Here is a 24,244-nt window from a genome sequence, read left to right on the forward strand (position 1 = left end):
GATGCTGGAACTGGTGCTTCTCGGCGGGTTCGCCGCGTACAACATGGCGACCACGCATTCGGACGACCACACGTCGGAGCAGGGTGATCGGAAGATCGACTGTTACGACATCTGGGAGAAGATCACCACCGGTCCCGGCACGGGCTCGATCCAGAACGGCCAGGCGGCGGCGGGTCGGCTGAAGGGCGCCTACCAGGAGCGGCTCAGCACCATCGACGGGCTGGCCAAGGAGATGGACGCGGCCTGGACCGGCGGCGGCTCGGAAGCGGCGCAGAACGCGGGCGCGCACCCGCTGCGGGTGTGGATGGAGGACTCGGGCACCAAGCTGACCGACTCCGACAAGTACCTCGGCGAGCAGAACAACGCGTTCACCACGGTGCACGCGCAGGTGCAGGAGGTCCCGAAGGACCCGCCGAAGAACAACCTGCTCAACGCGGTGACGCCGTGGACGACGGATACCGACCGGGCGATCCGCGACTACAACACCAAGGGCCAGGCCAACGTCGACGCCTTCAACACCTACTACAAGGCGAGCAACGACAACGGCCAGAACATGCCGGCGTACTCCGCGCTCAAGGGGCAGCAGGAGAACGTCAACATCGACGACGGCAAGGACGGCAAGAAGAAGCCGGGTGACAAGGACGGCAACGGGACCGACGACGGCGGCGGCGAGCGCGACGGCGGCCCCGGTGGCGGACCGGGCGGCGTGAACATGCCGGGGCCGGGCGGCGTCCCGTCGTTCGGCGGCCAGCCGGCCACCCCCGGCGGCAGCTTCGACCCGTCCAAGGTGCCGGGCGGGAACTACGACCCGTCCAAGGTGCCGGGCTTCGACCCGTCGCAGGTTCCCGGCGGGAACTACGACCCGTCCAAGCTCCCGGGGGGCAGCAACTACACCCCGCCGAACTTCAGCGACGGCACCACGTCTTCGGGCTTCAAGCCGTCCGACCTGCCGGGTGTGCCGGGCTTCGGCCCGGGCGGCACGCCGAACTTCTCCGGCGGTGGTGGCGGGGGCGGGTTCGGCCCCGGCGGCTCGGGCGGGATCGGCGACCCGACGGCGGGCTTCGGCCCGGGCGGCGGGGGCTTCGGGCCCGGCGGCTCGACCGGCGCCCTGCCGGGCGGGGCCGGCGCGGGTGCGGGCGGCATGGGCCGCGGCGGCATGGGCGCGGGCGCCGGCGGCGCGATGGGCGCGGGCGGCGCCGGGGCAGGCCGGGGCGGCTCCACCGGGATGGGTGGCATGGGCGGCATGGGTCACGGCGCCAAGGGCCAGGGCGGCGGGGACGAGGAACGCACCTCGAAGTACCTGCTCGGCGACGACCCGAACGAGATCTTCGGGACCGACGAACTGACCGCGCCGCCGGTCATCGGCGAGTAACACACGCAAGACCGCCGGGCGCGTGCCAAGATGGGCGCGCCCGGCTTTTCCGGTGCTCACGGGCGCACGAAGCTGATCTTCACTAGGGGGAAGAGCGGTGCTGGACAGGCAGGTCACCCTCACGACCGGCACCCTGATCAACCTGATCCGGCGCCGGGGCGGCGAGCCGCACACCGTGCTGGCCGAGACGCCGACCTGGTACAGCGAAGAGGCCCAGCGCGCCGAGGACGAGCGGGTCAACACCGAGCTCGCCAAGGCCGGGCTGTTCGGCCCGCGCGGCATGCACCCCGGGTTCGTCGCGACGGTCGAGGCGATCGCCCGGCCGCAGCTGGAGTACTACGGCTGGGTCGACGGCGGGTTCCAGGGCAAGCCGGTCAGCTACCGGCTGCTCGGCGGCAGCGCCGGCGGCGAGGCGTTCGTGCTGGCCAAGCACGAGGAGCTGGACGTCGTGGTGCTCGGGTCATCGCGGCCGGGCGAGCTGCTCGACGACTTCCTCGGCCAGATCCCGAAGCTGGCGCCGGGGCGCGGGACACCGCTCGCGGTGCCGAAGAGCCAGATCGAGGGGACCGCCCGCGGCGGCGACGATGGCGGGTTCGCGGTGCTCCGCAACGACCGCCCGGCCGAGGGGTCGCACGAGGTCGAAGAGCTGCGGCGGATCCTGGCGTTACGCCGAATGGGGAGTGGCAGCCTCTACGTCGCGGCGCGCAGCCGGGCCGGCGCCTGGCAGCGGATCGAACGTCCGGTGAACTACATCGATACGTCCGAAGGCCGGTGGCTGACCGAGGAGATCCCGGGGCGTGGGGAGAACCGGATCGCCTTCACCCCGGCCGACCAGCGCGTTCTCGCTGAGCGGTTACGCAGCGCACAGGGCCGGCTCACCGCGGCCTGACCCGACGGCCGTTCAGCCCGCCGGGTGACGGCTCTACCCTCCGTGATATTCATCCACAGGCGGCGCGGTCCAATGGGTTCGAGCTGGTCCACGACACGCCGAACAACGGACTTCGCGCGACACGCCGCACGAGTTTTCAGAGACTTCTCCACACCTTGTTCACAGGCCCTGACCTGGGGATTCAGCAAAGCCGATCACCTTTGTCCCCAACTTGTCCACAGCTCTCGCGGCACCTGTGACTGGTTACCCCCATTCATCCCCAGGTTGTCCACAGATGGGTCCCCATGCTGAATTGCCTTCGGCCTTCCGGGGGATCTAGCGTGCCCGCTCGGGCCTGTACTCACGGTGGCGCCCGGCGTGCCTCCGAGAGTCGGACGGCGTTCTCGCCGATCATCGGGGACGAGGCCCGGCAGACGGGTGGCGCGGATCGAGCCGCGTGCTTCGAGAGCGAAGATCCGGCATACTCGAACGGGTGTTCGACACGATGAGGAGGTGTCCGGGGCGGTGGCGCTGACCGACGACCGCAGTCCGATGTATGCGGAGAACGACCCGGGTCCGAGCGACCCGGGCCCCGGTGGCGGGTTCGACCGCCAGCCGCCGCAGGACATCGCGGCCGAACAGTCCGTGCTCGGCGGCATGCTGCTGTCCAAGGACGCGGTTGCCGACGTCATCGAGGCGCTCGGCCCCGACGACTTCTACAAGCCCGCGCACCAGGCGATCTACGACTGCGTCCTCGACCTCTACGGCCGCGGTGAGCCGGCCGACCCGATCACCATCTCGGCGGAGCTCGAACGCCGCGGCGAGCTGGGCCGCGTCGGCGGCGCGCCCTACCTGCACACGCTGATCGCGACGGTGCCGACGGCGGCGAACGCGGGGTACTACGCGGAGATCGTCGCGGAGAAGGCCGTGCTGCGCCGGCTGGTCGAAGCGGGCACCCGGATCGTGCAGTACGGCTACGGCGCGGCCGCGGCCGACGGCGCGAACATCGACGAGGTGGTCGACCGCGCCCAGGCCGCGATCTACGACGTCACCGAGCGGCGGACCAGCGAGGACTACGTCGCGCTGGAAGAGCTGCTGCAGCCGACGATGGACGAGATCGACGCGATCGCCTCGCGCGGCGGCCAGTCCCAGGGCATCCCGACCGGGTTCACCGACTTCGACGAGCTGACCAACGGTCTGCACCCCGGCCAGATGATCATCGTCGCGGCCCGGCCCGGTGTCGGCAAGTCGACGCTGGGCCTGGACTTCGTCCGGTCGGCGTCCATCAAGCACGGGCTGACCAGCGTCATCTTCTCGCTGGAAATGAGCCGGACCGAGATCGTCATGCGCATGCTCTCGGCCGAGGCGAAGATCCGCCTCTCCGACATGCGCGGCGGCAAGATGTCCGACGACGACTGGACCCGCCTGGCCCGCCGGATGAGCGAGGTGTCCGAGGCGCCGCTGTTCGTCGACGACTCGCCGAACATGACGATGATGGAGATCCGGGCGAAGGCGCGGCGGCTGAAGCAGCGGAACGACCTCAAGCTCGTCGTCCTCGACTACCTCCAGCTGATGACGTCCGGCAAGCGGGTCGAGTCGCGGCAGCAGGAAGTCTCGGAGTTCTCGCGGCAGATGAAGCTGCTGGCGAAGGAGATCGAGGTCCCGGTGATCGCGATCAGCCAGCTGAACCGTGGTCCCGAGCAGCGGACGGACAAGCGCCCGATGCTGTCCGACCTGCGTGAGTCCGGCTCGCTGGAGCAGGACGCCGACCTCGTCATCCTGGTCAACCGCCCCGACGCGTGGGAGCGGGACGACCCGCGCGCCGGCGAAGCGGACCTGATCATCGCGAAGCACCGTGCCGGCCCGACCGCGACGATCACCGTCGCGCACCAGCTGCACTACAGCCGCTTCGTCGACCTCTCACACGACTAACCGAGGGCGCTGTACCCGCGGACGAACGCCGTGAGGAGCCGGCCGAAGTTCGCCCGGTCCTCGTCCGGCCAGTCCGCCATGACCTCGGCGAACACCGAGCGCCGGAAGGCGTGCAGCTCGTCGAGGTGTGCCTGGCCGGCGTCGGTCGGCACGAGCACCGCACGCCGTCCGTCACGCTGATCGGCTTCGCGGCGGAGCAGGCCCTGCTCGACAGCGCGCGCCACGAGCCGGCTGGCGCGCGGCTGGTCGACGCCCATCGCCGTGCTCAAGGCCGTCACCGTGCTGGGCTCACCACGCTCGGCGAGCTCTTCGACCACGTCGAGCAGCTCGTGCACCGGGTCGTGCGCGCCCTGGCCGCGGGCCTTGCCGATCCGGCTCAGCGCGCGCCGCTGCTGGCTGCGGCGGATCGCGATCATCCCGCGCTCGACCTCGGTCACCGCGTCCGTCATGGTTGCCCCACCTCCCAACTGCATGTACTTTTACATGTAGTTGTTCATCCACATACCGGAGTATCCATGAAACCCCTCGGCTGGTGGCTTCGCCACGTCCACGAGCTTCTCGAATCCTCCATGGCCCAGGCCTTCGAGGCGGAATCGCTGACTCGCCGACACTGGCAGGTACTCAACACGATCGCCCACGGCGCCCGCACGCCGGAGGACCTCAGCGCGGCACTGGCGCCGTTCGGTTCGATCACCGCCCAGCTCGCCGATCTCCGCGCCCGCGGCTGGGTCACCGAAGACGGCGCCTTGAGCGACGCCGGCCGCGCGGCACACGCGCGTGTCGAAAAGCGCGTCGAAGTGTTCCGCACCACGGTGACCAACGGCGTCAGCGACGACGACTACCACACGACCATCCAGACCTTGCAGCGCTGCGCGGCGAACCTCGAAGCCGCCTGAGGAATATCCCGGGCCACAACGGCGTCCTACTCAAGTAGTTGAACTTTCAAACACTGGAGCCGTTGATGACCCGCACCCCGGTCCTCTACCTCAGCCACGGCGCCCCGCCGCTCGCCGACGACACCACCTGGACCCGCCAGCTCGCCGGCTGGTCCGCCGACCTGCCGAAGCCCCGCGCGATCCTGATCGTGTCGGCGCACTGGGAGGAGGCGCCCCTGACCATCGGGGCCACCACGACCGAGCCGCTCGTCTACGACTTCTGGGGTTTCCCCGAGCGCTACTACCAGGTGAAGTACGAGTCGCCCGGCGCGCCGGAACTGGCCGCGAAGGTGAAGAAGCTGCTTCGCTCCACTGAGACCCCGGTGCACGACGCGCCGGAACGCGGCCTCGACCACGGCGCCTACGTGCCGCTGGTCGAGATGTACCCGGACGCCGACATCCCGGTGCTGCAGGTTTCGATGCCGTCGCTCGACCCGCAGGAGCTGTTCACCCTCGGCCGCAAGCTCGCGCCGTTGCGCGACGAAGGTGTGCTGATCATCGGCAGCGGCTTCTTCACGCACAACCTGAGCGGCATGGCCCGCGCCACCGACGGGACACCGCCGGCCTGGTCGGCCGAGTTCGACCACTGGGGCGACGAAGTGCTGCGCAGCGGTGACGTCGACACGCTGCTCGACTTCCGGCACAAGGCCCCGGCCGCGACCCTCGCGCACCCGCGGATCGAGCACTTCGCGCCGCTGTTCGTCTCCCTCGGCGCGAGCTCGGGGGCAGGCCGCACCGTGATCGACGGGTTCTGGCACGGCCTGGCGAAGCGCTCCCTCCAGTTTTCCTGAAGACGCGAACGAGCCCCAGGAGCCGGCGCTGGCTCCTGGGGCTCGTCGTCTCCAGGGAGGGAGAGCTATTCGGTTACTACTTGCGCTTGACCAGACCCAGCAGCTTCGCGAGGAAGCCGGTCGAGTCGAGGCCCGACATGGCCGGGACCTGCGCGGCCGGGGCCGCGCTGTCCAGCACCGGCAGCTTCGCGTTCACCGGCAGGGCCGGGGCGGCGGGCAGCGCGGTCGGGGCGGCCGGCAGCGCCGGGGTCACCGGAAGGGCGACCGGCAGCGTCGGGACGCCGCCACCCAGGGCCGGCAGCACCGGCAGCGCGACGGGCAGACCGGCGGTCGGCAGGTCCGCACGCTCGGTGTGGCCCGGCAGGGCACCGCCCAGCATGGAGAGGCTGCTCAGGCCGGGCAGACCACCGGCGGTGGGCAGGCCACCGGTCGGCAGGTCCGCACGCCGGGTGCCGCCACCCAGCGCCGAGAGGGCGCTGAGGCCGGGCAGGCCGCCCGCGGTGGGCAGGCCGGCGGTCGGCAGGTGCGGCAGCAGCCCGGACATCGGGGTGCTCACCGGCACGTCGGCACGCTGGGCCGGGATCGCCGTCGGCAGCGCGGGCAGGCCCTGGGTGGGCAGCCCCGCGGTCGGCAGGCCACTGGCCAGCCCGGTCAGCGACGGCAGCTCGCCGGCACCCAGCTCCGAGCCCTCGACCGGGTTCGCGATGGCGTCCGCGTCCGCGGCCTCACCGTTGATGCTGGTCATGTCGGTCGCGTCGGCGGTCGCAACCCCGAGCAGCTCCAGGGGAACCCCGAAGATCTGCACCGGCGCCACGATGTCGTGGTAGAAGTTGTACCCCGACAGGCTCGACCCGTCACCCTCGGTGACCGGCTCGCCACCGTTCTCCGTGGTCAGCGTGTTGTCGCCGACGGCGTGCGCAACGCCGCCCACGGTCACCGCGTCGCCGAACAGCTGCGCGATCGCGGTCACCGGCAGGTCGAGGATGTTGCCGGAGATCGCGCCTTCGACACCGGAGGTGGTGTCGTCGCCCGCGTTCTTGACCTGGGTCATGCTCACGCCGGTGCCGGTCGCGACACCCGCGGCGCTGACCGCGTCACCGAAGACCTGCACCACCGGCAGCGCGTCCGCGCCGACGATGTTGCCGGCCACCGCGCCACCGTCGCCGTTGGTGGTGGCGTCGCCACCGGCCTCCGACGTGGTGTCGTTGGTGCCCAGGCCGTGGCCCAGGGCGGCACCCGCGACACCGTCGCTGAACACCTGAGCGACACCGGCGACCGGGGCCTTCACGATGTTCCCGGCGAGCGCGCCGTCCTGCCCGTCGGTGAGGGCGTCGCCGCCCGCCGAGGAGTCGGTGATGTTGTCGTTCTCACCGGTGCCGATGCCCGCGAGGGCGGCACCGCTGCCGGCGGCCAGCACCGGGAGCGAGACCGGGGCCTCGATGATGTTGCCGGCGCCGGCGCCCGCGGGGCCGTTCGCCGTGACGTCGCCGCCCGCGTTGGACGTCGTGTCGGTCGAGCCCTTGCCGTGGCCCTGGCCGACGAACGCGCCGCCGATGTTGGCGACCTGCACCGGCAGCGAAGCCGGCACGGTGCCCAGGTTCGAGCTCAGGAAGCCGTTGTCGTCGTGCGTGCTGCCACCGCCGCCGCCCGAGACGACCTTGGTCTCGTCGGCCGAGCCGGAGCCCTGGCCGATGAAGGAGCCGCCCACGCCGAAGACCTCGGCGGGGAGACCGACCGGCACCTGGACGACGTTGCCCGAGCCGGACGAGTCGTTGCCCTGCGTGCCGTCGTACGCCCCGGCGGTGACCGTCTTGTCCTCGGTCGCCGTGCCGGACGCGTTGCCGATGTGGCTGCCGCCGATACCGAAGACCTCGGGCGCGCCCGCGGTCTGGGTGTTGACGATGTTGCCGCCGAGGACGGAGCCGTTGCCCTTGGTGTAGCTGCCGTTGCCCGCGTTGGCGTCGGTGGTGTTGTCGTGCGCGGCGTTGGCCTGGCCGATGTAGGTGCCACCGATGCCGAAGGCCTCGACCGGCAGCGCGACCGACGGGTTCAGGACGTTGCCCGAGCCGCTCGCGTTGTCACCGGCGGTCTTGACGAAGCCACCCGAGTCGACCGTGCTGGAGGAGCTGCCGGTCTCGGGGATGCCCGCCGAGGCGTTGCCGATCCACGAGCCCGCGACACCCGCGACGTTCGCGATCGGGGACAGCGAGGCCGCCCCGCCGTTGCCGGACAGGAACGAGTCGTTGCCGCTCGTCTCGAGGTAGGTCGGGATGCCCAGGCTGCCGTCGCGGGTGTCCCCGGCGGTGGCGTCGGCGGAGGTGTTGCAGCCGTCGGAGTTCGACAGCGAGCCCCACACGGCGCCCGAGTTGCAGTTGAACTTGACCGGCAGGGCGATCGGCGCGCCGACCACGTTGCCGGAGCCGCTGGCCTGGTCGCCCGAGCTGAGCAGCGAGCCGCCCGAGGTCGCGACGGTGTCGGCGGAGTAGCCGTGGCTCTGGCCGTTGCCGAGCAGGTACGAAGCGGCGTTGCCGGTCACCTGCACCGGGGTGGCGAGCTGGCCCGCGACCACGTTGCCGGAGAGGGCCGAGCCGTCACCGTTGGTGTCGACGTTCCCGGTCTCGGTGGTGCTCTGGCTGGCCGACCCACCGGTCACGCGGCCGGTGCCGCCGGCGACGCCGCCGCCGTTGCCGGCGATCTGCACGGGGAGCGCCCAGTCGAGGGCGACCGCGTTGCCCGCGAGGCTGGAGTCTTCACCCGTCGTCGCGATGTCCTGGTTGTGCTCCCAGGTCTGCGTGTGGTCGCCGCCCTCGACGTTCGCGTCGCCGATCACGCCGACCGCGTTGTCCACGATCTGGATCGGGACGACGACGTCGCCGGTGACCTTGTTGCCCTTGAGGTTGTTGTGCCCCGGGGTGAAGGCGCCCGCGCCGTCGGCCTTGGTGGCACCGCCGAGGGTGCTCTGGCTGATCGGGCTCGCCTCGTCGAGCTGCTTGGCAGCCTCGTTCGCGGCGTTGGTGACCGGCTTGGTGCTCAGCTCCGTCTGCCCGGCGGGCAGGTCCAGCTGGCCGAAGGGGGTGCCGACCGCGTTGTTGGCTTCCTGGATGGGAGCCGTGACGTTCAGGTCGAGCGGGGACGCCGGGGCGTCCGGGTTGACGTTCTCGTCGGCCGAAGCGATGCCGGTACCCAGCATCAGCAACCCACCGGTGACAAGTGCGGTCTGGAGTCCGCGCTTTGCCCACGTCTGCATGGGGTTTTTCTCCTTTATTTCGGGTTCCCTTGCGGGCTTGTGGGGGTGCGCTCGTCGAAGTCGAAACGGGGTCCGAGACGCACCGAGGGGGGAAGGAACTTCTTGCGGGCGCAACAAAGCGCACCGCCGTGTCACGGGTATCGCGCGGACGCAGAGCCGTCAGATGCAGACGGACTTGGGCGCGTCAGCGACCCGTGAAGGGAGGTGTTCAGTCAGGAGTGACACCGGGCTGCTCGCCCGGGGTGCGCATCGCGGTGCGCAGGCCGGCGCGGCTCATGGCCGCGACGGCGGAGTCGACGGCTTCGGTCGTCCAGAACGGGACACCGAAGTTGAGGCCGTCGAGGTGGCCACCGGGGGCAGAGCTGCCACCCGGGGCGGTGGGAACGGACGGCGCAACCGGAAGCTGCACCGGAACCAGCGGCGACGGCAGATCGCGGTGCCCGTCGCGGGACTCGCCCGCGGCACCGGAGTCGTCGTGCTGGACACCCGTCGGCATCACGAGCGCGGCTCGCAACGCGGCGGGGAGCTGGACGGTCGAGACGGCGACCGTGTCCGTGGCCTGGCCGACCCCGGTGCTCACCGGCGCCTGCTCGACCGGGGCGAGCCCCGGGAGCGACGGAACCAGGTCGCCGTGGCCGGCCGGGTCGAGCAGCTGCCACACGTCGTGGGCCGGCTCGGGGGTGAAGGTCTGCTCGAGGACCTGGCGGGTGTCCTCCGGCTTGCGGACGATGTGCTCGACCGCGCCGAGGGTGCGGTGCGCCGGGCTCACGACGGCGTCGTCGGCGAAGTCCGAAACCGAGTCGCTGACGCGCTCGGAGACCTCGTGCTCGAGGACGCGGGAGCTGTCCGGCTCGCTCCACGCCGTGGCGGCCTGGCCCGAGAAGTCCGAGACGCCGTTGTTCACGTCGCCGAGGTCGCCGGTGGTCGCCTCGGTGACCGGCGCGACGGACGAGGTGCCCACCTCGACGGTGTCGGCCGAGGCGGTGGCGGAGGAGACGAGCCACGCGGCGGCGGTGCCGGCCAGCGCGCCACCGAGCACGAACAGCGCACGCGTCACGAGACGGCGGGAGCGCGTCGCGCCCTGCCCCTCGTTCGCCGCGGTGTCCGACACTCGTTGTCTCCTCGTGGTCAGTCTGTGATCGATCGGCGACTTGCCGTTGCGGAAGCGACCTAACCAAACTCACGCCACGCGGCGCACCCTCGACACGACTTGATGCCCCCATCGTGTGAAGAACACATTGTGTAGCCCGGTCTCACGAAAAGTGATCACCGCTGGCCGCGATCGGTGCCGGACGTGGCCGGGGGAAAGCGGCCGAATCGGGCGGTCCAGCCGCTACGGTGAGCCGGTGAGCCACGCGCGACGCGAAGACAAGTTCCTGCCGGAGCACGAAGACGTCACCGGGCTGATCCCCCGGGGCCTGCGGATCAGCGCGGCGCTGGCGTGGCGGTTCATCGTGGTGGCCGCCGCCCTGTACGCGGTGGTGTGGGTGGTCGGCTACCTCTCGGTCGTCGTCATCCCGCTGTCCATCGCCCTGCTGGTTTCGGCGCTCCTCGCGCCGGCCGTGCAGAAGCTGGTGGCGGTGCGGTTCCCGCGGGGGCTGGCGACCGCGATCGTCCTCATCGCCGGGCTGGCCGTGCTGGGCGGGCTGCTGACCTTCGTCGTCACGCAGTTCTCCTCCGGCCTGCCCCAGCTGCAGCAGCAGGTGAACGCGAGCCTCGACCAGATCAAGAACTGGCTGCTCAACGGCCCGCCGCACCTGCGCCAGGAACAGATCCAGGACTTCATCAACCAGGCGATCGGGTTCATCCAGAACAACCAGGCGTCGATCACCACGACCGCGCTGACCACGGCGAGCACCGTCGGCGAGATCCTCACCGGCTTCCTGCTGACGCTGTTCATCACGATCTTCTTCCTCAGCGGCGGCGACGGCATCTGGACGTTCCTCGTCCGCGCCGTGCCCCGCCGGGTCCGCAACCGCGTCGACGTCGCCGGGCGCCGCGGGTTCGCCTCGCTGGTCAGCTACGTCCGGGCGACGGCCGCGGTCGCCGTGGTCGACGCCGTCGGCATCGGCGTCGGCCTGTGGATCATGGGCGTGCCGCTGGTGATCCCGCTGGCGACGCTGGTCTTCATCGGCGCGTTCATCCCCATCATCGGCGCGGTCATCACCGGCGGTGTCGCGGTGCTGATCGCGCTGGTGACGAACGGCCCCATCGGCGCGGTCATCGTGCTCGGCATCGTGATCGGCGTGATGCAGCTGGAGAGCCACATCCTGCAGCCGCTGCTGCTCGGGCGGGCCGTGAAGCTGCACCCCCTGGCCGTGGTCCTGGCCATCACCGTCGGCCTGGTCGCGGGCGGGATCGCCGGCGCGCTGCTGGCCGTGCCGCTGCTGGCGGTGCTGAACGCCGGCGTCCGGTCGCTGCTGCACGAGACCAACCCGGACCCGGCCGAGGTCGACGTCCTCAAGGACCAGGCGGCGCAGCCGAACGACGCCGAGCCCGGCGGGCCGGAAGCGGAAATCGCGACGGTCGCCGAAGGGGAAGCCGAGTCGTCGACGGCCGAGCCGCCGAAGCGCACCGACAAGCCGTGACCGTCCGGCGGTCACGCGACCCGATCACGCCGATGTGGCGCGGCGTGATCGCGTTCCGCGTCCTCACCTGGGCGTTCGCCCTCGGCACCGTGATCGTCCAAAGTGGGCACTACGCGCGGGAGTGGCTGGCGTGGACGGTCCTCGGTGTGATGGCCGCGTGGTCGATCCTCACCGGCTTCCTCTACCTCCGCGAGCGGACGCGGCCGCCGTGGCTGGTCGTCGTCGACGTCGTGGTCAGCACCGCGCTGCTGCTGACTTCGCCGTGGGTGCTCAGCGACGCGCAGTTCGCGCTGACCGTCCCGCTCATCACCACGGTGTGGGCGGCCGTGCCACCGGTCGCCGCGGGCGCGCGGTTCGGCGCGGTCGGCGGGGTGCTGGCCGGGCTGGTGGTCGGGGTGGCGACCGGGCTGGCGCGGGAGCGGTTCGACCTCGACGTCGCGCGGGACGGCGTCCTGCTCGCCGCCGCCGGGCTGCTGGTCGGCATGGCCGCGACGATGGGCCGCCGGTCCGCGGCGCGGCTGGAGCAGGCGTTGCGGAAGGAAGCCGCGACGGCCGAGCGGGAGCGGCTGGCCAGGTCGATCCACGACAGCGTGCTGCAGGTGCTCGCCCGGGTCCGTAAGCGCGGCAACGAGGTCGGCGGTGAAGCGGCCGAGCTGGCGCGCCTGGCCGGCGAACAGGAGATCGCGCTGCGCGCGCTGGTGACGACCGAACCGCTGACGCCGAACGACAGCGGCACGACGAGCCTGCGTGCCGCGTTGCAGCTGCTCGCGACACCGTCGGTGCAGGTCTCGACCCCGGCGGACGACGTCGAGCTGCCTGCGCACGTCACCGACGAACTGCTCGCCGTGACCCGCGAAGCGCTGGCGAACGTCGACAAGCACGCCGGCCCCGAAGCGCAGGCGTGGGTGCTGCTGGAAGACCTCGGTGACGAGGTCGTGGTGAGCATCCGCGACGACGGCCCCGGCATTCCCGACGGCGTCCTCGAGCGAGCGGCTTCGGAGGGGCACCTCGGCGTGGTGGAATCCATCCGGGGGAGGGTTCGCGACCTGGGCGGGAGCGCGGCCCTCGACACCGCGCCCGGCCGGGGCACGGAGTGGGAGGTCAGGGTGCCGAGCACGAGGGGTGCGAAATGAGCGAGCCGCGGATTTCGGTCATGGTGGTCGACGACCACCCGATCTGGCGCGACGGGGTCGCCCGTGACCTGACCGAGCACGGCTTCGACGTGCGCGCGACCGCGCCGGACGCCGCCGCGGCGCTGCGCATCGCGCGGACCGTGCGGCCGGACGTCGTGCTGATGGACCTCAACCTCGGCACCACCTCCGGTGTCGACGCCACCCGCGAGATCACCGCGGCGCTGCCGTCGACGAGGGTGCTGGTGCTGTCCGCGAGCGGCGAGCACAAGGACGTCCTGGAGGCGGTGAAGGCCGGCGCGTCCGGCTACCTGGTCAAGTCGGCGTCCGCGGCGGAGCTGGTGGACGCGGTGCACCGGACCGCCGCCGGCGACCCGGTGTTCACCGCGGGCCTGGCCGGGCTGGTGCTCGGCGAGTACCGGCGGATGGCCGACGCGCCGGCCGAAGGCGCCGAGCCGCCGCGGCTGACCGAGCGCGAAACCGACGTCCTGCGCCTGGTCGCGAAGGGGCTGACCGCCCGCCAGATCGCCGAGCGGCTCGTGCTGTCGCACCGGACCGTGGAGAACCACGTGCAGTCGACGCTGCGGAAGCTGCAGCTGCACAACCGCGTCGAGCTGGCCCGGTACGCGATCGAACACGGCCTCGACGAGGAATAGGACTCAGGGCAGCACCGCGAACCCCGACCAGTCGCCGGCCGGCAGGGCCGCCTTCCCCAGCCGCCACTGCGGCTCGCCCGGGTGCCAGGCGGCCAGGACGCCGTCGGCGAGGACGAGGTCGCCGACGTCGTTCCAGTCGAGGCCGCCGCCGCGTTTGAGGTGCTCGGTGATGAACGGCATCCCGGCGGCGTGTTCCCAGTCCGGCCCGTTCAGGCGGAGCAGCCAGATGTCGCGGGTCTGCGTGCTGGTGCCCCGGTAGGACGGGTTGGCGAAGTCGATGGCCCAGATCTCGCCGTCGCGCGAGGGGACCACGGTGGACGGGATGCCGAGCGTCGGCCGGCTGAGCTGACGGCGGCTGTTGTCCCGCAGGTCGACGAGGGTGAGGTCGAGCAGGCCGTCGAGCAGCATCCGGTCACCGGCGACGCCGATGATGCGCGGGGCCTGCTGGATCGTGCGGCCGGTTTCCGGGTCGATCAGCGCGTCCGTCGACTGGGCGGCGCCGGCGTTGATGGTGATGAGCAGGCCGTGCGCGGTCTCGGCGTGCACCTCGGTGCGGCAGCTGGCGGACTGGCCGGGGCCGAACTCGCCGCCGTCGAGCGAGACGTGCTGGAGGCGGCAGCTGTCCGGGGCGTCCTGCCGGATCAGCCACACGCTGGCGGCGTCCACCCCGGGCCCGACCGACCAGGCGTCGCCGAGGGACCGCGGCGGGCTCGACGGTCCGGTGTAAACGAGGATCTCGAACGGCTCGGTGCTGTGCGTGTACGGCGGATAAACCGTCAGGACGGCGTGCGTCCCGACCCGGAGGACGCTCATGCCGAGGTCGCCGCCGGGATAACCCGGCGGTGTCGCCGCGGATCCGCGGTCGGCGTCGAAGAGGGTCGGGCCGGTGGTGGGAAGCAGCGCCGTCACGCCGATCCCGCCGGTCGTCTGGACCCCGGCGAGCCCCTCCCGCGGGGTCTGCACGACGGTGGGCGGCGCCTCGGTGGACGTCGGCGGCGCGGGTGGTGGCGGAGCTTCGCCGGTGCACCCGGACAGCAGGACCAGAGCCGCGCAACCGGCGGCGCCGCGGAATACGGGTCCGTTCAGGGTTTTCCCCCGATCTCCCTGGTGAATTCCGGTTCTACCATCGTGAGCATGGGCGAGGAAGAGAACGTGGCGGCGGAACCGGTGACCGAGACCAAGCCGTTGAGCGAGCGCGATCTCCGGGTGTCCGACGACGAGCGCGAGCACGTCGTCGGGGTGCTGCAGAAGGCGATCGGCCGCGGCATGATCGACCTCGACGAGTTCACCGAGCGGACCGACCGCGCGCTCGCGTCGAGGACCCGCGGTGAGCTGAACGCCGTGCTGGCCGACCTCGCCGGCCTCTACCACCCGGCCGCGGCCATGGCGGCTGCCCCGTCGTACGCGCCGCCGGCGGGTTACGGCGGTTACTCGTCCGGACGGCGGTTCGAGCTCAACGCGAAGTACTCGTCGCTGGTCCGCAGCGGGCCGTGGGTGGTCCCGCCCGAACTGGTGGTGCGCAACAAGTACGGCGCCACGAAGCTCGACTTCACCGAGGCGCAGGTGCAGTCGCCGGTGGTGCACATCGAGCTGGACGCCAAGTGGGGCTCGGTCGAAATCATCATCCCGGAGCACGCGGCGGTCGACGTCAACGCGATCAGCGACGTCAAGTTCGGCTCGCTGGAGGACAAGACACGCAGCAACGGGCACATGGGGAACCCGCGCTTCGTGCTGAGCGGCCGGGTGCACGGCGGTTCGCTGGTCGTCCGGCACCCCCGGCGGGGGTTGTTCGGCTAGCCGGGGCCCCTCTGCCCCCGGCGTAAAAGAAGGCCTCCCCACCCAGGCATCGGGTGGGGAGGCCTTCGCCGGTCAGGCGGTCCGCAGGTTCTTCGCGACGAACCAGACGAGGATCGCGAACGCGGCCGCGGCCAGCCCGGCGACCACGTGCAGCCCGCTGGGGAGCCCGTGCGTCCGGACGACGGCGTTGCCCAGGGTGCCGACGGTCGCGATGCCGAGCGAGTAGCCGAATTCGTTGACGGTCTGGGCGAGCGCGGAAGCGGCGCCCGCCTTGCGCAGCGGGACCGAGCCGATGACCAGATCGGTGCCCAGCGCGACCATCGGGCCGACGCCCAGCGACGTCACGGCGAACCCGAGCGCGGGCCACACCGGCCCGGCCGCCGGGTCGACCAGGGCGAGGATCACCATGCCGGACGCGGCGAGCGCGACCCCGGCGGCGATCAGCCTGCTCGGCGCGAAGTGGCGGGCGAGCACGGGCGCGGCGAGGAAGCTGACGGTCGACGCGGCCATCCCCGGCAGCAGGGCCAGCGCGGCGCCGATCGGCGAAAGCTGCTGCGCGATCTGGAAGAACTGCGCGACGAACAGCATCGTGGTGCCACCGAGCATGCTGAACAGCAGCATTCCGCCGAGCGTGGTGCGGAAGGCCTTCGCAGCGAACAGGCTGAGGTCGAGCAGCGGGTCGTCGAGGGTGCGCTGCCGGTTGACGAAGACGTACCCGACAGCCAGGCCGGCGGCCAGGGCCAGCACCGGCACCAGGTGCACACCGTGGGCGAGCTCCTTGACGCCGTAAACGACGGGCAGGATCGCGCCGAGGGAGAGCGCGACGCTGGGCAGGTCGAGCCGGCCGGCGGTCTCGTCGCGGTACTCGGGCAGCAGCTTCGGGCCGATGACCAGCAGCAGGACCATGGCGGGGACACCCAGGAGGAAGCAGGAGCCCCACCAGAAGTGCTCGAGCAGGAAGCCGCCGACGACCGGGCCGATGATCGCGCCGACGGTGAAGCAGCCGGCCCAGATCCCGATCGCTTCGGCGCGCTGCCGCGGGTTCTTGAACATGGTGCCGATGAGCGAGAGCGTCGACGGGGCGAGCGTCGCCCCGGCGATCCCGAGCACGGCCCGCGCGGCGATGAGCATGCCGGCGCTGGTGGAGAAGGCGGCCGCGATGGAGGCGACCCCGAAGGCGGCGGCCCCGATGAGCAGCAGCTTCCGGCGGCCGATGCGGTCCCCGAGGGTCCCCATGGTGACCATGAACCCGGCGATCATGAAGCCGTAGGTGTCCATGATCCACAGCTGCTGGGTGCTGTCGGCGTGCAGGCTCGCGGCGAGCTTCGGCAGGGCGAGAACGAGGACGAAGACGTCCAGCGACACGAGCAGGGCGGGCAGGGCCAGCACGGCCAAGCCGATCCACTCCCGGCGCCCGGCCTGCTCCACTGCCGGCGTCGGCGCTTCGATGGTGGCGGTCATGACGGGGTCCTCCCGGCTCGGTGGTCTTGGTGCTCACCACTACGTCGAGCGGGCAGGGCTCAGATCGACAGCGTCTTCCGGCGTCTTCGGCAGAAAGCCGTGAAGGCCACCTTCGCGGTGGCCTTCACGGACTTTTGGCGGGTTGTCCACACCCCTCGGTCAATGTGGACAACTGCGCTCGTCCAGGCTCGCACAGATCAGCACCGTCGGTGATGACCGATAGACTGAAAGTGGGGGGGGCGCCCCCGCGCGCGAGTCGTCGGGGCAGGTCAGGGGCGTGCCGCCGCGCGGGCCGCTGCCGGGTCCGACGTGGCCAAAGCTGCCTCGGCCACCGCTTCGCAGTCCGCCAGCGTCGCGCTCGCCAGGCTCGCGCCCACCGTGCGGACCGCCGGGGCGTTCATCGAGAGGCTCGTCAGGCCCAGGCCGGCCAGGACCAGCGCCAGCCGCGGGTCCGCCGCCGCTTCGCCGCAGACGCCGGCCGGCTTGCCCGTGGCCTTCGCCGCGTCGCCGATCAGCTTCAGCAGGCGGAGGAGCGCCGGCTGCCACGGGTCGTTGAGCTTCGCGACCGCGCCCAGCTGGCGGTCCGCCGCGAACGTGTACTGCGCCAGGTCGTTCGTGCCGACCGAGACGAAGTCGACCACCTCGAGGATCTCCCGGGCGCTCAGCGCCGCCGCCGGGATCTCGATCATCACGCCGGCCCTGCTGATGCCCGCCGCGCGGACGCGGTCGGCGAACCAGGCGGCCTCTTCGACGGTCGCGACCATCGGGGCCATCACCGAGACCTCGGCGCCGGAGTCGGCCGCCGCGCCGGCGATGGCTTCGAGCTGGCGGTCCAGCACCTCGGGACGGTCGAACGCCACACGCAGCCCGCGCACACCGAGCGCCGGGTTCGGCTCGACCTCGGGCGAGAGGAACGCCAGCGGCTTGTCGGCGCCCGCGTCCAGCGTCCGCACGATCACCGGCTTGCCTCGGAACGGCGAAAGCACCGCCGTGTACGCCGCGCGCTGGTCGGCCACCGACGGTTCGTCCGAGGCGTCCAGGTAGCAGAACTCGGTGCGGAACAGGCCCACCCCTTCGGCGCCCGCGTCGGCCGCGGCCTGCGCGTCGGCCGGGGAGCCGACGTTGCCGTAGACCTTCACGCGGTGGCCGTCCGACGTCGCGCCGGTGCCGTTCCACTCGGCCAGCGGTGCCACGGTCGCTGTGACGACCGGGGCCGCCGGGTCCGCGACCTCGACCGTGCCCGTGTCGCCGTCGACGGCGAGCGCCTCCGCCTCGAGCGCGAGCAGTCCGCGCACCGCGACGACGGCCGGGATGCCGAGAGCGCGCGCGAGGATCGCGGTGTGGCTGGTCGGGCCGCCTTCTTCGGTGACCAGGGCGAGCACCTTCGCCGGGTCGAGCCCCGCGGTGTTGGCCGGCGCGAGGTCGCGGGCGACCAGCACGCTCGGCGACGCCAGCTCGGGCACCCCCGGCGGCGCGATGCCGAGCAGCTCGGCGATCAGCCGGTCACGCACGTCGCGGACGTCCCGGACGCGCTCCGCCATGTACCCGCCGGCGGCAGCCAGCGCTTCCGCGAAGCCTTCGGCGGCCTGGTAGACGGCTCGCGCGGCGGGCAGTCCCTGCGTCTTGACCAGCTGTTCCGCCTGCGAAGCGAGCGCCGGGTCGGCGGCCATCGCGGCGGTCGTGATCAGGATCGTCGCGGCTTCGCCGGTCGCGGTCTCGGCCTGCTTCTCCAGCCGGCCGGCGACGATCGCGGACGCGGGCACGATCCGGGCGGCCTCGGCGGCCGGATCGGCCGGGGCCGGGGTGGCGGCGGGCTCGCCGAGCGGCTCCGCGACGCGGACGACGGGACCACTCGCGCGGCCGGGGCTGACGGCGACCCCGGACAGAGACTCAGACGACATGGTCTAGACCATAGCTCAGATACGTCTCGATATCTCGTGGTGGCGGGCACAAGCCGCGCCGGCGTACCTGTTCGAGCACCGGCCGGACCTCCTCGTGCCACCACGCTTCGGCCAGTTCGTCGCGGCTCGACACCGGCCGTCCGGCCAGCATACGGCGGAATCCCCAGGCCTCGGCGCTGTCGGCGAGCCGGAACCAGTCCGCCGGGTCGTCGAGCCACAGCCCGAGGCGGACGTCGTCGGGCAGCGGAACGCGCTCCAGGAACATCCGTTCGGCGGACTTCGACGGCAGGTCGGCCAGCGTCAGGCAACGCAGCGCGCACGCCACCGTGCTGATCCAGCGGACCCGCGCGCGGATCGTCCGGGCGCCGCGGGCACGGGCGATGGCGACGCGGTGGTGGCCGTCCTCGACGAAGAACATGTCGGACAGCCGCACGAGCCGCACCGGCGGGAGGTCCGCGGCCGTCCGCGTCAGGTTTTCCCAACGGTCGCGCAGCGCCCGGTTTCGCGGCCGGAACTCGCGGTCGAAGTCCCCGGCGCGGGCGACGGTCCCGACCACACCCTCCAGCGGCACGTCGTAGACGCCTTCGTCGACCTCGGTCTGCTTGCCGAGCGCCTTCAGGGTCTCGTCGAGGGGCATGATCGCGAGGTGGTCGGGCCGCCGCGCCTCCGCGATCGCCCTCAGCTGAGCGGCGTAGCCGCGCCACCAGGCCGAACCGAACGAATCGCCCATGTGATGGACAACACGGGCCGCCGGGTGATCATTCCCCCAGGTCGGCGGCGGTCGGGTAGGACGGCTGCGCGCCGTGCCGCGTCACGCTGAAGGCCGCGACGCGCACCGCGCGCTTCGCCGCGGAGACCAGGTCGGCGCCATCGGCGAGCGACGCCGCGAGCGCGCCCGCGAAGGCGTCCCCGGCCCCGGTGGTGTCCACGGCCTCGACCTTCGGCGACTCGACCTCGGTGGCTTCGCCGGCTTCGACGACCACCGCGCCGGCCGCGCCGAGCGTGACGACGGCCGAGCGTGGCCCGAGGGCCAGCAGCTTCCGGAAGTCCGCGCCGGGCCCGGTCAGCCAGGCGGCCTCGTGCTCGTTGACCAGCAGGACGTCGAGCTTGGCCAGCGTCTCCGGAGAGAGCTTCGCCGCCGGCGACAGGTTCAGCAGCACCCGGACGCCCTTCTCCGCGGCCCGCGCGACGGCGTGCTCGACGGTCGGCAGCGGCACCTCGAGCGAGACGACCAGGATCTCGACGCCGTCGAAAACGGTGTCGACGTCGCCGGGCTCCAGGCTCGAGTTGGCGCCGGGCGAGACCAGGATCGAATTCTCGCCGTCCGGCGTGACGGTGATGTAGGCGATGCCGGTCGGCCGGTCGCTGGTCCGGACCAGTCCGGTGTCGACGCCGGCAGCGCGGAGCGAGCCGAGCAGCAGCCGGCCGTAGGAGTCGTCACCGACGGCGCCGAGGAGCGCGACATCCGCACCGAGCTTGCCCGCCGCGACCGCCGTGTTGGCCCCTTTGCCGCCCGGCGAGAGCACGGTGTCGCCGCCCAGGACCGTCTCGCCCCCGGCCGGCCGCCGGTCCACCGCGACAACGAGGTCGGCATTGGCGGACCCCACCACGAGTACGTCGGAGTTCATGTCCGCACTGTGCCACGAAACCCGTTCGGACCAGGTCAGCACGGGCGGCCCGGAGGAAAGTGAAGGTTTTTGTAACTTATTCGGGGCTCAGTGCGACAATCATGCGAGCAGCGGATGCCCGTCACTCGTTCGGGGGATGTCCGTCCCCCGGTCGTCACATAAGAGACCGGTCCCGCTCTCCAGGTGCGTCATCGCGGAGACGTGATGATGTTGCCCCAACCGGCGCGAGCCGGGCAGGGCATCGGGTCGCCGGCGCCGATCACGTAGCCCCCCGAGTGATCGGCGTCGGCGGCGCCCCCGCGCCCCGAAGGCCTCATCGTCGTGTCTTCCAGCGGATGATGGTGCGCTTGACGGCGTGCACGATCCCGAACCCGCCGCGGCGCACCTCCCGGGCAGGCCACCTGATCCGGCCGGGGTGGTACCGCTCGAACGCTTCGGCCAGCCGTCGCGCTTCGTCCGCGGGCAAGACCGGCGACAGCAGGAAACCGTGCGGTGAGCGGGTGCGGAACCCGGGCAGGAGACGGAACTCGCGGCCGCCACCGCTCAGGGTGAGATGACAGGCGACGTGGCTGCCGATCACGTGCTCGTCGAGGACGAGCCGGTCGATCGACGACCACGGGACGACCGTCGGCGGGCGATCTTCGTTCGGTTGCCGCACACCGTCTTCCGCCACGGTGATCTCGACCGTCTCCGGCGACACGAGCCTCCGGTGGGCGTAGGGCACCAAGGCGAGGACCAGCAGTCCGATCGGCGCGAACACCCAGGCGAAGAACCAGCCCAAGGTGCCGACGTCGCCGAGCCCGCTCATCGCGACGACCATCGTCACCGAAGCGGCGATCAACGCGAGTCCGCCGACCAGCACCACCACGGCGCCCGGCCGCGCAGCCCGCCGGCGCTCGGCGTCGGCGACCACCGGGACGCGGACCCGGACCGGCGAGCCGGGCTCGTCCGGGGGGCGCAGACCCGGATCCGGCTGGAACGCGATCCAGCCGAGGACGCGGAGCCCGCCGAGCTTCGCCACGATCGCGCCCGCCGCCCCGAGGACAACCGCGCCGAGCGCGCCCAGGAAGCCGTACGGGTGGTCGACGGCACGGCGCCAGATCTTGTGGTCCTTCACGGCGTTGACCGGGTGGGCGGCGTCGTCGGCCGGAGTCAGCTCGTCCGGCCCGAAAAAGGCGCTCATCTCGGTGCCGCCGGGCGGTGAGACGCGGCCGTAGCACTTCCAGTAGTAACCCGCGCCGCTCAACGACAACGGCCCGTGCCGTTCACACGCGCCGGGGAAGTCACCGACGCGGGCGATCAGATCACTGCCGCTACCGGGGCGCTCGGTGTTGCTGACCGGCGCGTCGACGAGCCGGACCAGGGTCAACCCGCCGATGCCGAAGAGGATCAGCAACGTGTAGGCCAGCACGCCGCGGACGATGATCTTCGTCAACTGCCAGGCTCGTAACGGCTTTCTCGCTCCTACCGTGGTCACTCGATCGAGCCCGAGATCCGCTGGGCGCCGGACTGTCCGGAGAACGGCTGCCCGTCATCCGCGGTCACCGGCCCGGACCGCGGCACCTTGTCGACCGGGTAGTTCGTCGAGTGGTCCTCCGGGACGATGGACGTCTCGTCGCGATCGTGCTGCCGCTCTCCCGCGGACTGGCCGGGTCCGGTCACCAGCTGTTCGAAGGCCTTCATGCCGGCCTCCCGCGCGGCGGCCTTGGCGAATCCTTCGAACATCTCCTTGCCCGCGGTCCCGACCGCGGAGACGACCCGGCGGAAGAAGTCACCGAGACCTTTGAGGAACTCCTTGGCGCGCGCGAAGGCGCGAGCCAGCTTGCTGCACTGCTCGACCATCTTGCCGCCCTGCTTGACCGCGAAGGGCACGCCTTCCGCAGCCAGCGCCGCCGGATACGCGGGCGGCGGGGTGCGGCACAGGATCATGATGATCTTGGCGAGCGTGTCCGTGATCAGGTCGCGGATCAAGGTCCGGACGACGTCCAGGATCGTCTTGCAGATCCCGACCACCTCGGCGACCTTCGTCGCGGAGTCCGACAGGGCCGCATACGCGTCCAGCTGCTTCTGGACGTAAGCGCGGTACTGGTCGGCCGCCTTGCCCTTCCAGTCGAGGCAGTTCTTCCGGACTTCGGCGGTCAGCTGCTCGGCGGTCTTCTGGACGTGCTCACCGATGGCTTCCCACTTCTTGCCCTCCAGATCGAGGGCGTCCTGGTCACCGGTGACCCAGTCCAGCGGCTCCTTCAGGAAGTCGACGTGCTCGATGACCCAGCCGAGGCCCCAGCTGATCAGCGTCTCGAACGGGTTTCCGTCCTTGACCAGGTCCATGGCGCCCAGGCCGGCGTTCGCGAGGCTGAAGAGCCCCTCGGTCCAGTCGCCGTGCAGGATCTTTTCGAGGCCGCCGTAGTAGTCCTGAAGCGCGCCGGCGCCTTCAAGAGCACTGTCGACCACGTATTTCTCGGAATCCGTTTCCTTCTTGACGTCTTCCATCGACAGGCTGTCAGCCACGGCTGCCTCCCGAAGCCTGGTTCACGAGCGCCGATGCCGACTCTTCGTCCACACGACGCTGCTTCGCCCACTTGCGGACGGCTTCCACGTGGTACTCGGCGCCGTCGACCGCCGCCTGGAGCGTGTCCGTCGCCTGCCCGGACAGGTGGCCGCACCAGGTGCTCAGCTGGCACAGCTGCCCGATCAGGCCGAACGCCTCCGGGCCCGCGGGCTGGTCGTGAGCGAGCGCCAACGCCTGCTTGAGGACGTCGAACGTCGCTTCCATCTGCTTGGCGTGCTCGTCGATCGCCTCGGGGTTCTCGTCGAACCCCGGACCGCTCTGCCCGGCCATCTTTCCCTCCCCGTCCGGTGGCTCAGCGCAGGTAGTCGCCGTCGCCGAAGTAGTCGTCGTCCGTGCCGTCGTCCTTCGCCGGGCGGGCCGGGCGCGGGGGCGGCTGGGGAGCGGGCGGCTTGCGCGGTTCCTCTTCCGCGATGAACCGGGCGCCGTCGTCGGGCCGGGTGTCGCGGACTCCCTCGGCGAAGCCTTCGGGCTCCGGTTCGGGGTACTCGCGGTGCAGCTGGCCGACGAGCTCGTTCATCGTCTCGGAGCCCGCGATCGAGGGGACGCCCGCCTGAACCGCGGTCGCCAGCCTGCTCTGGGCGGCCTGGACCGTCCGCAGGATCTGGTCGGCCAGGTTCGGCTTGTCGCGCACGGCGTGCCCGATTTCGAGGCCGACCAAGTTGCCCAGGTGGTTGACCTTGACCGCGATCTGGCCGTCCTTGCTGCGCTCCGCCACCGAGACGGTTTCCATCTCGGCGCGCATCCGATCAGCCTTCTGCTGCGCCTCCGCCATCCTGGCTTCGAAGCCGGCGAAAAGCTGCTCAGGGTTCGTCACGCGAACCTCCCCGTTCACGTCAGTAGCCGTACGGCGACCGAGTGTGGCACACCGCACCGACAGTTATCGGCCATTCCGCTGGGTGTGACGAACACCCCGCGGTTTTCCGCACCCGGTCGGGTGGCCAGCCGGGTGTTTGTGCTGCTCAGTGACTCATAGCGTGATCTTCATGAGCATCTCCGACTGGAAACGGACGATCTACGCGATCCTCGCTCTCCCGGCCTGTTTGGGCGGTCCGGAAGTGCGGCGACGGCTGGCTCGACGTTGTCTGGGCGCCGAGCCGCGGCGGGGCGCCGTGCTCGCCAGTGCGGCGGCGTTCCCGATCGCGGCGTTGATCTGGTTCCTCGTCTGGCGGATCACGACCTACGGGCTCTTCTGGGACGACGCCACCGCGAACGAGTCGTGGGGCGGGCCCTCGCTCGCCGGCGCGTGGATCGTGCACTTCTTCTGCGCGCTAGGCATGGCCGTGCCGTGCATGTGGCTGCTGCGGCCGTTGACGCGGCGGCAGGTGCGGACCCCCTGACCTGGTCGATCTTCTCCACGGTAAGTCACCGG

Annotated in this window: 22 protein-coding genes; 10 read left to right on the plus strand and 12 right to left on the minus strand. The window is 71.5% G+C overall.

The genetic code is table 11. From position 1 onward, the window contains the following. Window position 1 precedes the first annotated feature (1 nt). The 3 genes from ACIA5G_RS08880 to dnaB all read left to right on the plus strand — a co-directional run bounded on the left by ACIA5G_RS08880 (window position 2) and on the right by dnaB (window position 4,172). Window positions 2-1,372, plus strand: a complete 1,371-nt coding sequence (locus tag ACIA5G_RS08880; protein ID WP_395921696.1) for a hypothetical protein — start codon at window positions 2-4, stop codon at window positions 1,370-1,372. Window positions 1,373-1,469: 97 nt separating this feature from the next. After that, window positions 1,470-2,261 carry an ESX secretion-associated protein EspG gene (locus ACIA5G_RS08885; RefSeq protein WP_395921697.1) on the plus strand — a complete coding sequence of 264 codons (792 nt, stop codon included), beginning with the start codon at window positions 1,470-1,472 and terminating at the stop codon, window positions 2,259-2,261. A gap of 504 nt (window positions 2,262-2,765) precedes the next feature. Continuing rightward, window positions 2,766-4,172, plus strand: coding sequence for a replicative DNA helicase (gene dnaB / locus ACIA5G_RS08890; RefSeq protein WP_284743528.1), 1,407 nt, complete (start codon window positions 2,766-2,768; stop codon window positions 4,170-4,172). Here dnaB and ACIA5G_RS08895 read toward each other — a convergent pair. Further along, window positions 4,169-4,621, minus strand: a complete 453-nt coding sequence (locus ACIA5G_RS08895) for a MarR family winged helix-turn-helix transcriptional regulator (protein WP_395921698.1) — start codon at window positions 4,619-4,621, stop codon at window positions 4,169-4,171. The genes dnaB and ACIA5G_RS08895 overlap by 4 nt on opposite strands. A 66-nt stretch (window positions 4,622-4,687) precedes the next feature. Here ACIA5G_RS08895 and ACIA5G_RS08900 point away from each other — a divergent pair, with 66 nt between their 5' ends. Together ACIA5G_RS08900 and ACIA5G_RS08905 are read left to right on the plus strand one after the other, a co-directional pair. Beyond that, on the plus strand, window positions 4,688-5,068 hold the full coding sequence (locus tag ACIA5G_RS08900; RefSeq protein WP_395921700.1) for a MarR family winged helix-turn-helix transcriptional regulator: 381 nt from the start codon (window positions 4,688-4,690) through the stop codon (window positions 5,066-5,068). Between the two features lie 65 nt (window positions 5,069-5,133). Beyond that, on the plus strand, window positions 5,134-5,898 hold the full coding sequence (locus ACIA5G_RS08905) for a DODA-type extradiol aromatic ring-opening family dioxygenase (protein WP_395921701.1): 765 nt from the start codon (window positions 5,134-5,136) through the stop codon (window positions 5,896-5,898). 76 nt (window positions 5,899-5,974) lie between these two features. Here the strand turns inward: ACIA5G_RS08905 and ACIA5G_RS08910 are convergent, their stop codons facing one another. Further along, window positions 5,975-9,145, minus strand: coding sequence for a beta strand repeat-containing protein (locus tag ACIA5G_RS08910; RefSeq protein WP_395921702.1), 3,171 nt, complete (start codon window positions 9,143-9,145; stop codon window positions 5,975-5,977). A 208-nt stretch (window positions 9,146-9,353) separates the two neighbouring features. Next, window positions 9,354-10,256, minus strand: coding sequence for a hypothetical protein (locus ACIA5G_RS08915; protein WP_395921704.1), 903 nt, complete (start codon window positions 10,254-10,256; stop codon window positions 9,354-9,356). A gap of 235 nt (window positions 10,257-10,491) precedes the next feature. Here ACIA5G_RS08915 and ACIA5G_RS08920 point away from each other — a divergent pair, with 235 nt between their 5' ends. From ACIA5G_RS08920 to ACIA5G_RS08930, 3 genes are read left to right on the plus strand one after another with little or no spacing between them, the layout of a single operon-like run. Next, entirely contained in the window at window positions 10,492-11,733 is a 1,242-nt protein-coding gene (locus ACIA5G_RS08920; protein WP_395921705.1) for an AI-2E family transporter, read from the plus strand. Next, the gene (gene macS, locus ACIA5G_RS08925) at window positions 11,730-12,866 is read left to right on the plus strand and encodes a MacS family sensor histidine kinase (protein ID WP_395921707.1); all 1,137 of its coding nucleotides are present in this window, start codon (window positions 11,730-11,732) and stop codon (window positions 12,864-12,866) included. The genes ACIA5G_RS08920 and macS overlap by 4 nt, the downstream gene beginning before the upstream one ends. Continuing rightward, window positions 12,863-13,519 (plus strand): response regulator, encoded by a 657-nt coding sequence (locus ACIA5G_RS08930; RefSeq protein ID WP_395921709.1) that lies wholly within the window; start codon window positions 12,863-12,865, stop codon window positions 13,517-13,519. The genes macS and ACIA5G_RS08930 overlap by 4 nt, the downstream gene beginning before the upstream one ends. 3 nt (window positions 13,520-13,522) lie before the next feature. Here the strand turns inward: ACIA5G_RS08930 and ACIA5G_RS08935 are convergent, their stop codons facing one another. Continuing rightward, complete coding sequence (locus ACIA5G_RS08935) at window positions 13,523-14,482, minus strand: hypothetical protein (RefSeq protein WP_395921710.1); 960 nt, start codon at window positions 14,480-14,482, stop codon at window positions 13,523-13,525. A gap of 171 nt (window positions 14,483-14,653) precedes the next feature. Between ACIA5G_RS08935 and ACIA5G_RS08940 the strand changes: the two genes are divergently transcribed. Continuing rightward, window positions 14,654-15,316 carry a DUF1707 domain-containing protein gene (locus ACIA5G_RS08940; protein ID WP_395921711.1) on the plus strand — a complete coding sequence of 221 codons (663 nt, stop codon included), beginning with the start codon at window positions 14,654-14,656 and terminating at the stop codon, window positions 15,314-15,316. Window positions 15,317-15,388: 72 nt separating this feature from the next. Here ACIA5G_RS08940 and ACIA5G_RS08945 read toward each other — a convergent pair whose 3' ends face one another. The 8 genes from ACIA5G_RS08945 to ACIA5G_RS08980 form a co-directional block, all read right to left on the minus strand. Beyond that, the gene (locus ACIA5G_RS08945) at window positions 15,389-16,777 is read right to left on the minus strand and encodes an MFS transporter (protein ID WP_395921713.1); all 1,389 of its coding nucleotides are present in this window, start codon (window positions 16,775-16,777) and stop codon (window positions 15,389-15,391) included. A 269-nt stretch (window positions 16,778-17,046) separates the two neighbouring features. Next, window positions 17,047-18,678, minus strand: a complete 1,632-nt coding sequence (gene ptsP, locus ACIA5G_RS08950; protein WP_395921715.1) for a phosphoenolpyruvate--protein phosphotransferase — start codon at window positions 18,676-18,678, stop codon at window positions 17,047-17,049. Then, window positions 18,668-19,408, minus strand: a complete 741-nt coding sequence (locus ACIA5G_RS08955) for a hypothetical protein (RefSeq protein ID WP_395921716.1) — start codon at window positions 19,406-19,408, stop codon at window positions 18,668-18,670. The genes ptsP and ACIA5G_RS08955 overlap by 11 nt, the downstream gene beginning before the upstream one ends. A 28-nt stretch (window positions 19,409-19,436) precedes the next feature. After that, window positions 19,437-20,306, minus strand: coding sequence for a ribokinase (locus tag ACIA5G_RS08960; protein ID WP_395921717.1), 870 nt, complete (start codon window positions 20,304-20,306; stop codon window positions 19,437-19,439). A gap of 313 nt (window positions 20,307-20,619) precedes the next feature. After that, the gene (locus ACIA5G_RS08965; RefSeq protein WP_395921719.1) at window positions 20,620-21,741 is read right to left on the minus strand and encodes a DUF6346 domain-containing protein; all 1,122 of its coding nucleotides are present in this window, start codon (window positions 21,739-21,741) and stop codon (window positions 20,620-20,622) included. A 38-nt stretch (window positions 21,742-21,779) separates the two neighbouring features. Further along, the gene (locus ACIA5G_RS08970) at window positions 21,780-22,814 is read right to left on the minus strand and encodes a WXG100 family type VII secretion target (RefSeq protein WP_395921721.1); all 1,035 of its coding nucleotides are present in this window, start codon (window positions 22,812-22,814) and stop codon (window positions 21,780-21,782) included. Continuing rightward, on the minus strand, window positions 22,807-23,145 hold the full coding sequence (locus ACIA5G_RS08975) for a hypothetical protein (RefSeq protein WP_395921723.1): 339 nt from the start codon (window positions 23,143-23,145) through the stop codon (window positions 22,807-22,809). Before ACIA5G_RS08975 ends, ACIA5G_RS08970 begins: the two co-directional genes overlap by 8 nt. A 22-nt stretch (window positions 23,146-23,167) precedes the next feature. Continuing rightward, complete coding sequence (locus tag ACIA5G_RS08980; RefSeq protein WP_395921724.1) at window positions 23,168-23,689, minus strand: YbaB/EbfC family nucleoid-associated protein; 522 nt, start codon at window positions 23,687-23,689, stop codon at window positions 23,168-23,170. A 169-nt stretch (window positions 23,690-23,858) separates the two neighbouring features. Between ACIA5G_RS08980 and ACIA5G_RS08985 the strand changes: the two genes are divergently transcribed. Continuing rightward, window positions 23,859-24,212 carry a hypothetical protein gene (locus tag ACIA5G_RS08985; RefSeq protein ID WP_395921726.1) on the plus strand — a complete coding sequence of 118 codons (354 nt, stop codon included), beginning with the start codon at window positions 23,859-23,861 and terminating at the stop codon, window positions 24,210-24,212. Window positions 24,213-24,244 lie beyond the last annotated feature (32 nt).

It is taken from the genome of Amycolatopsis sp. NPDC051758 (assembly GCF_044453095.1).
Lineage (GTDB): Bacteria > Actinomycetota > Actinomycetes > Mycobacteriales > Pseudonocardiaceae > Amycolatopsis.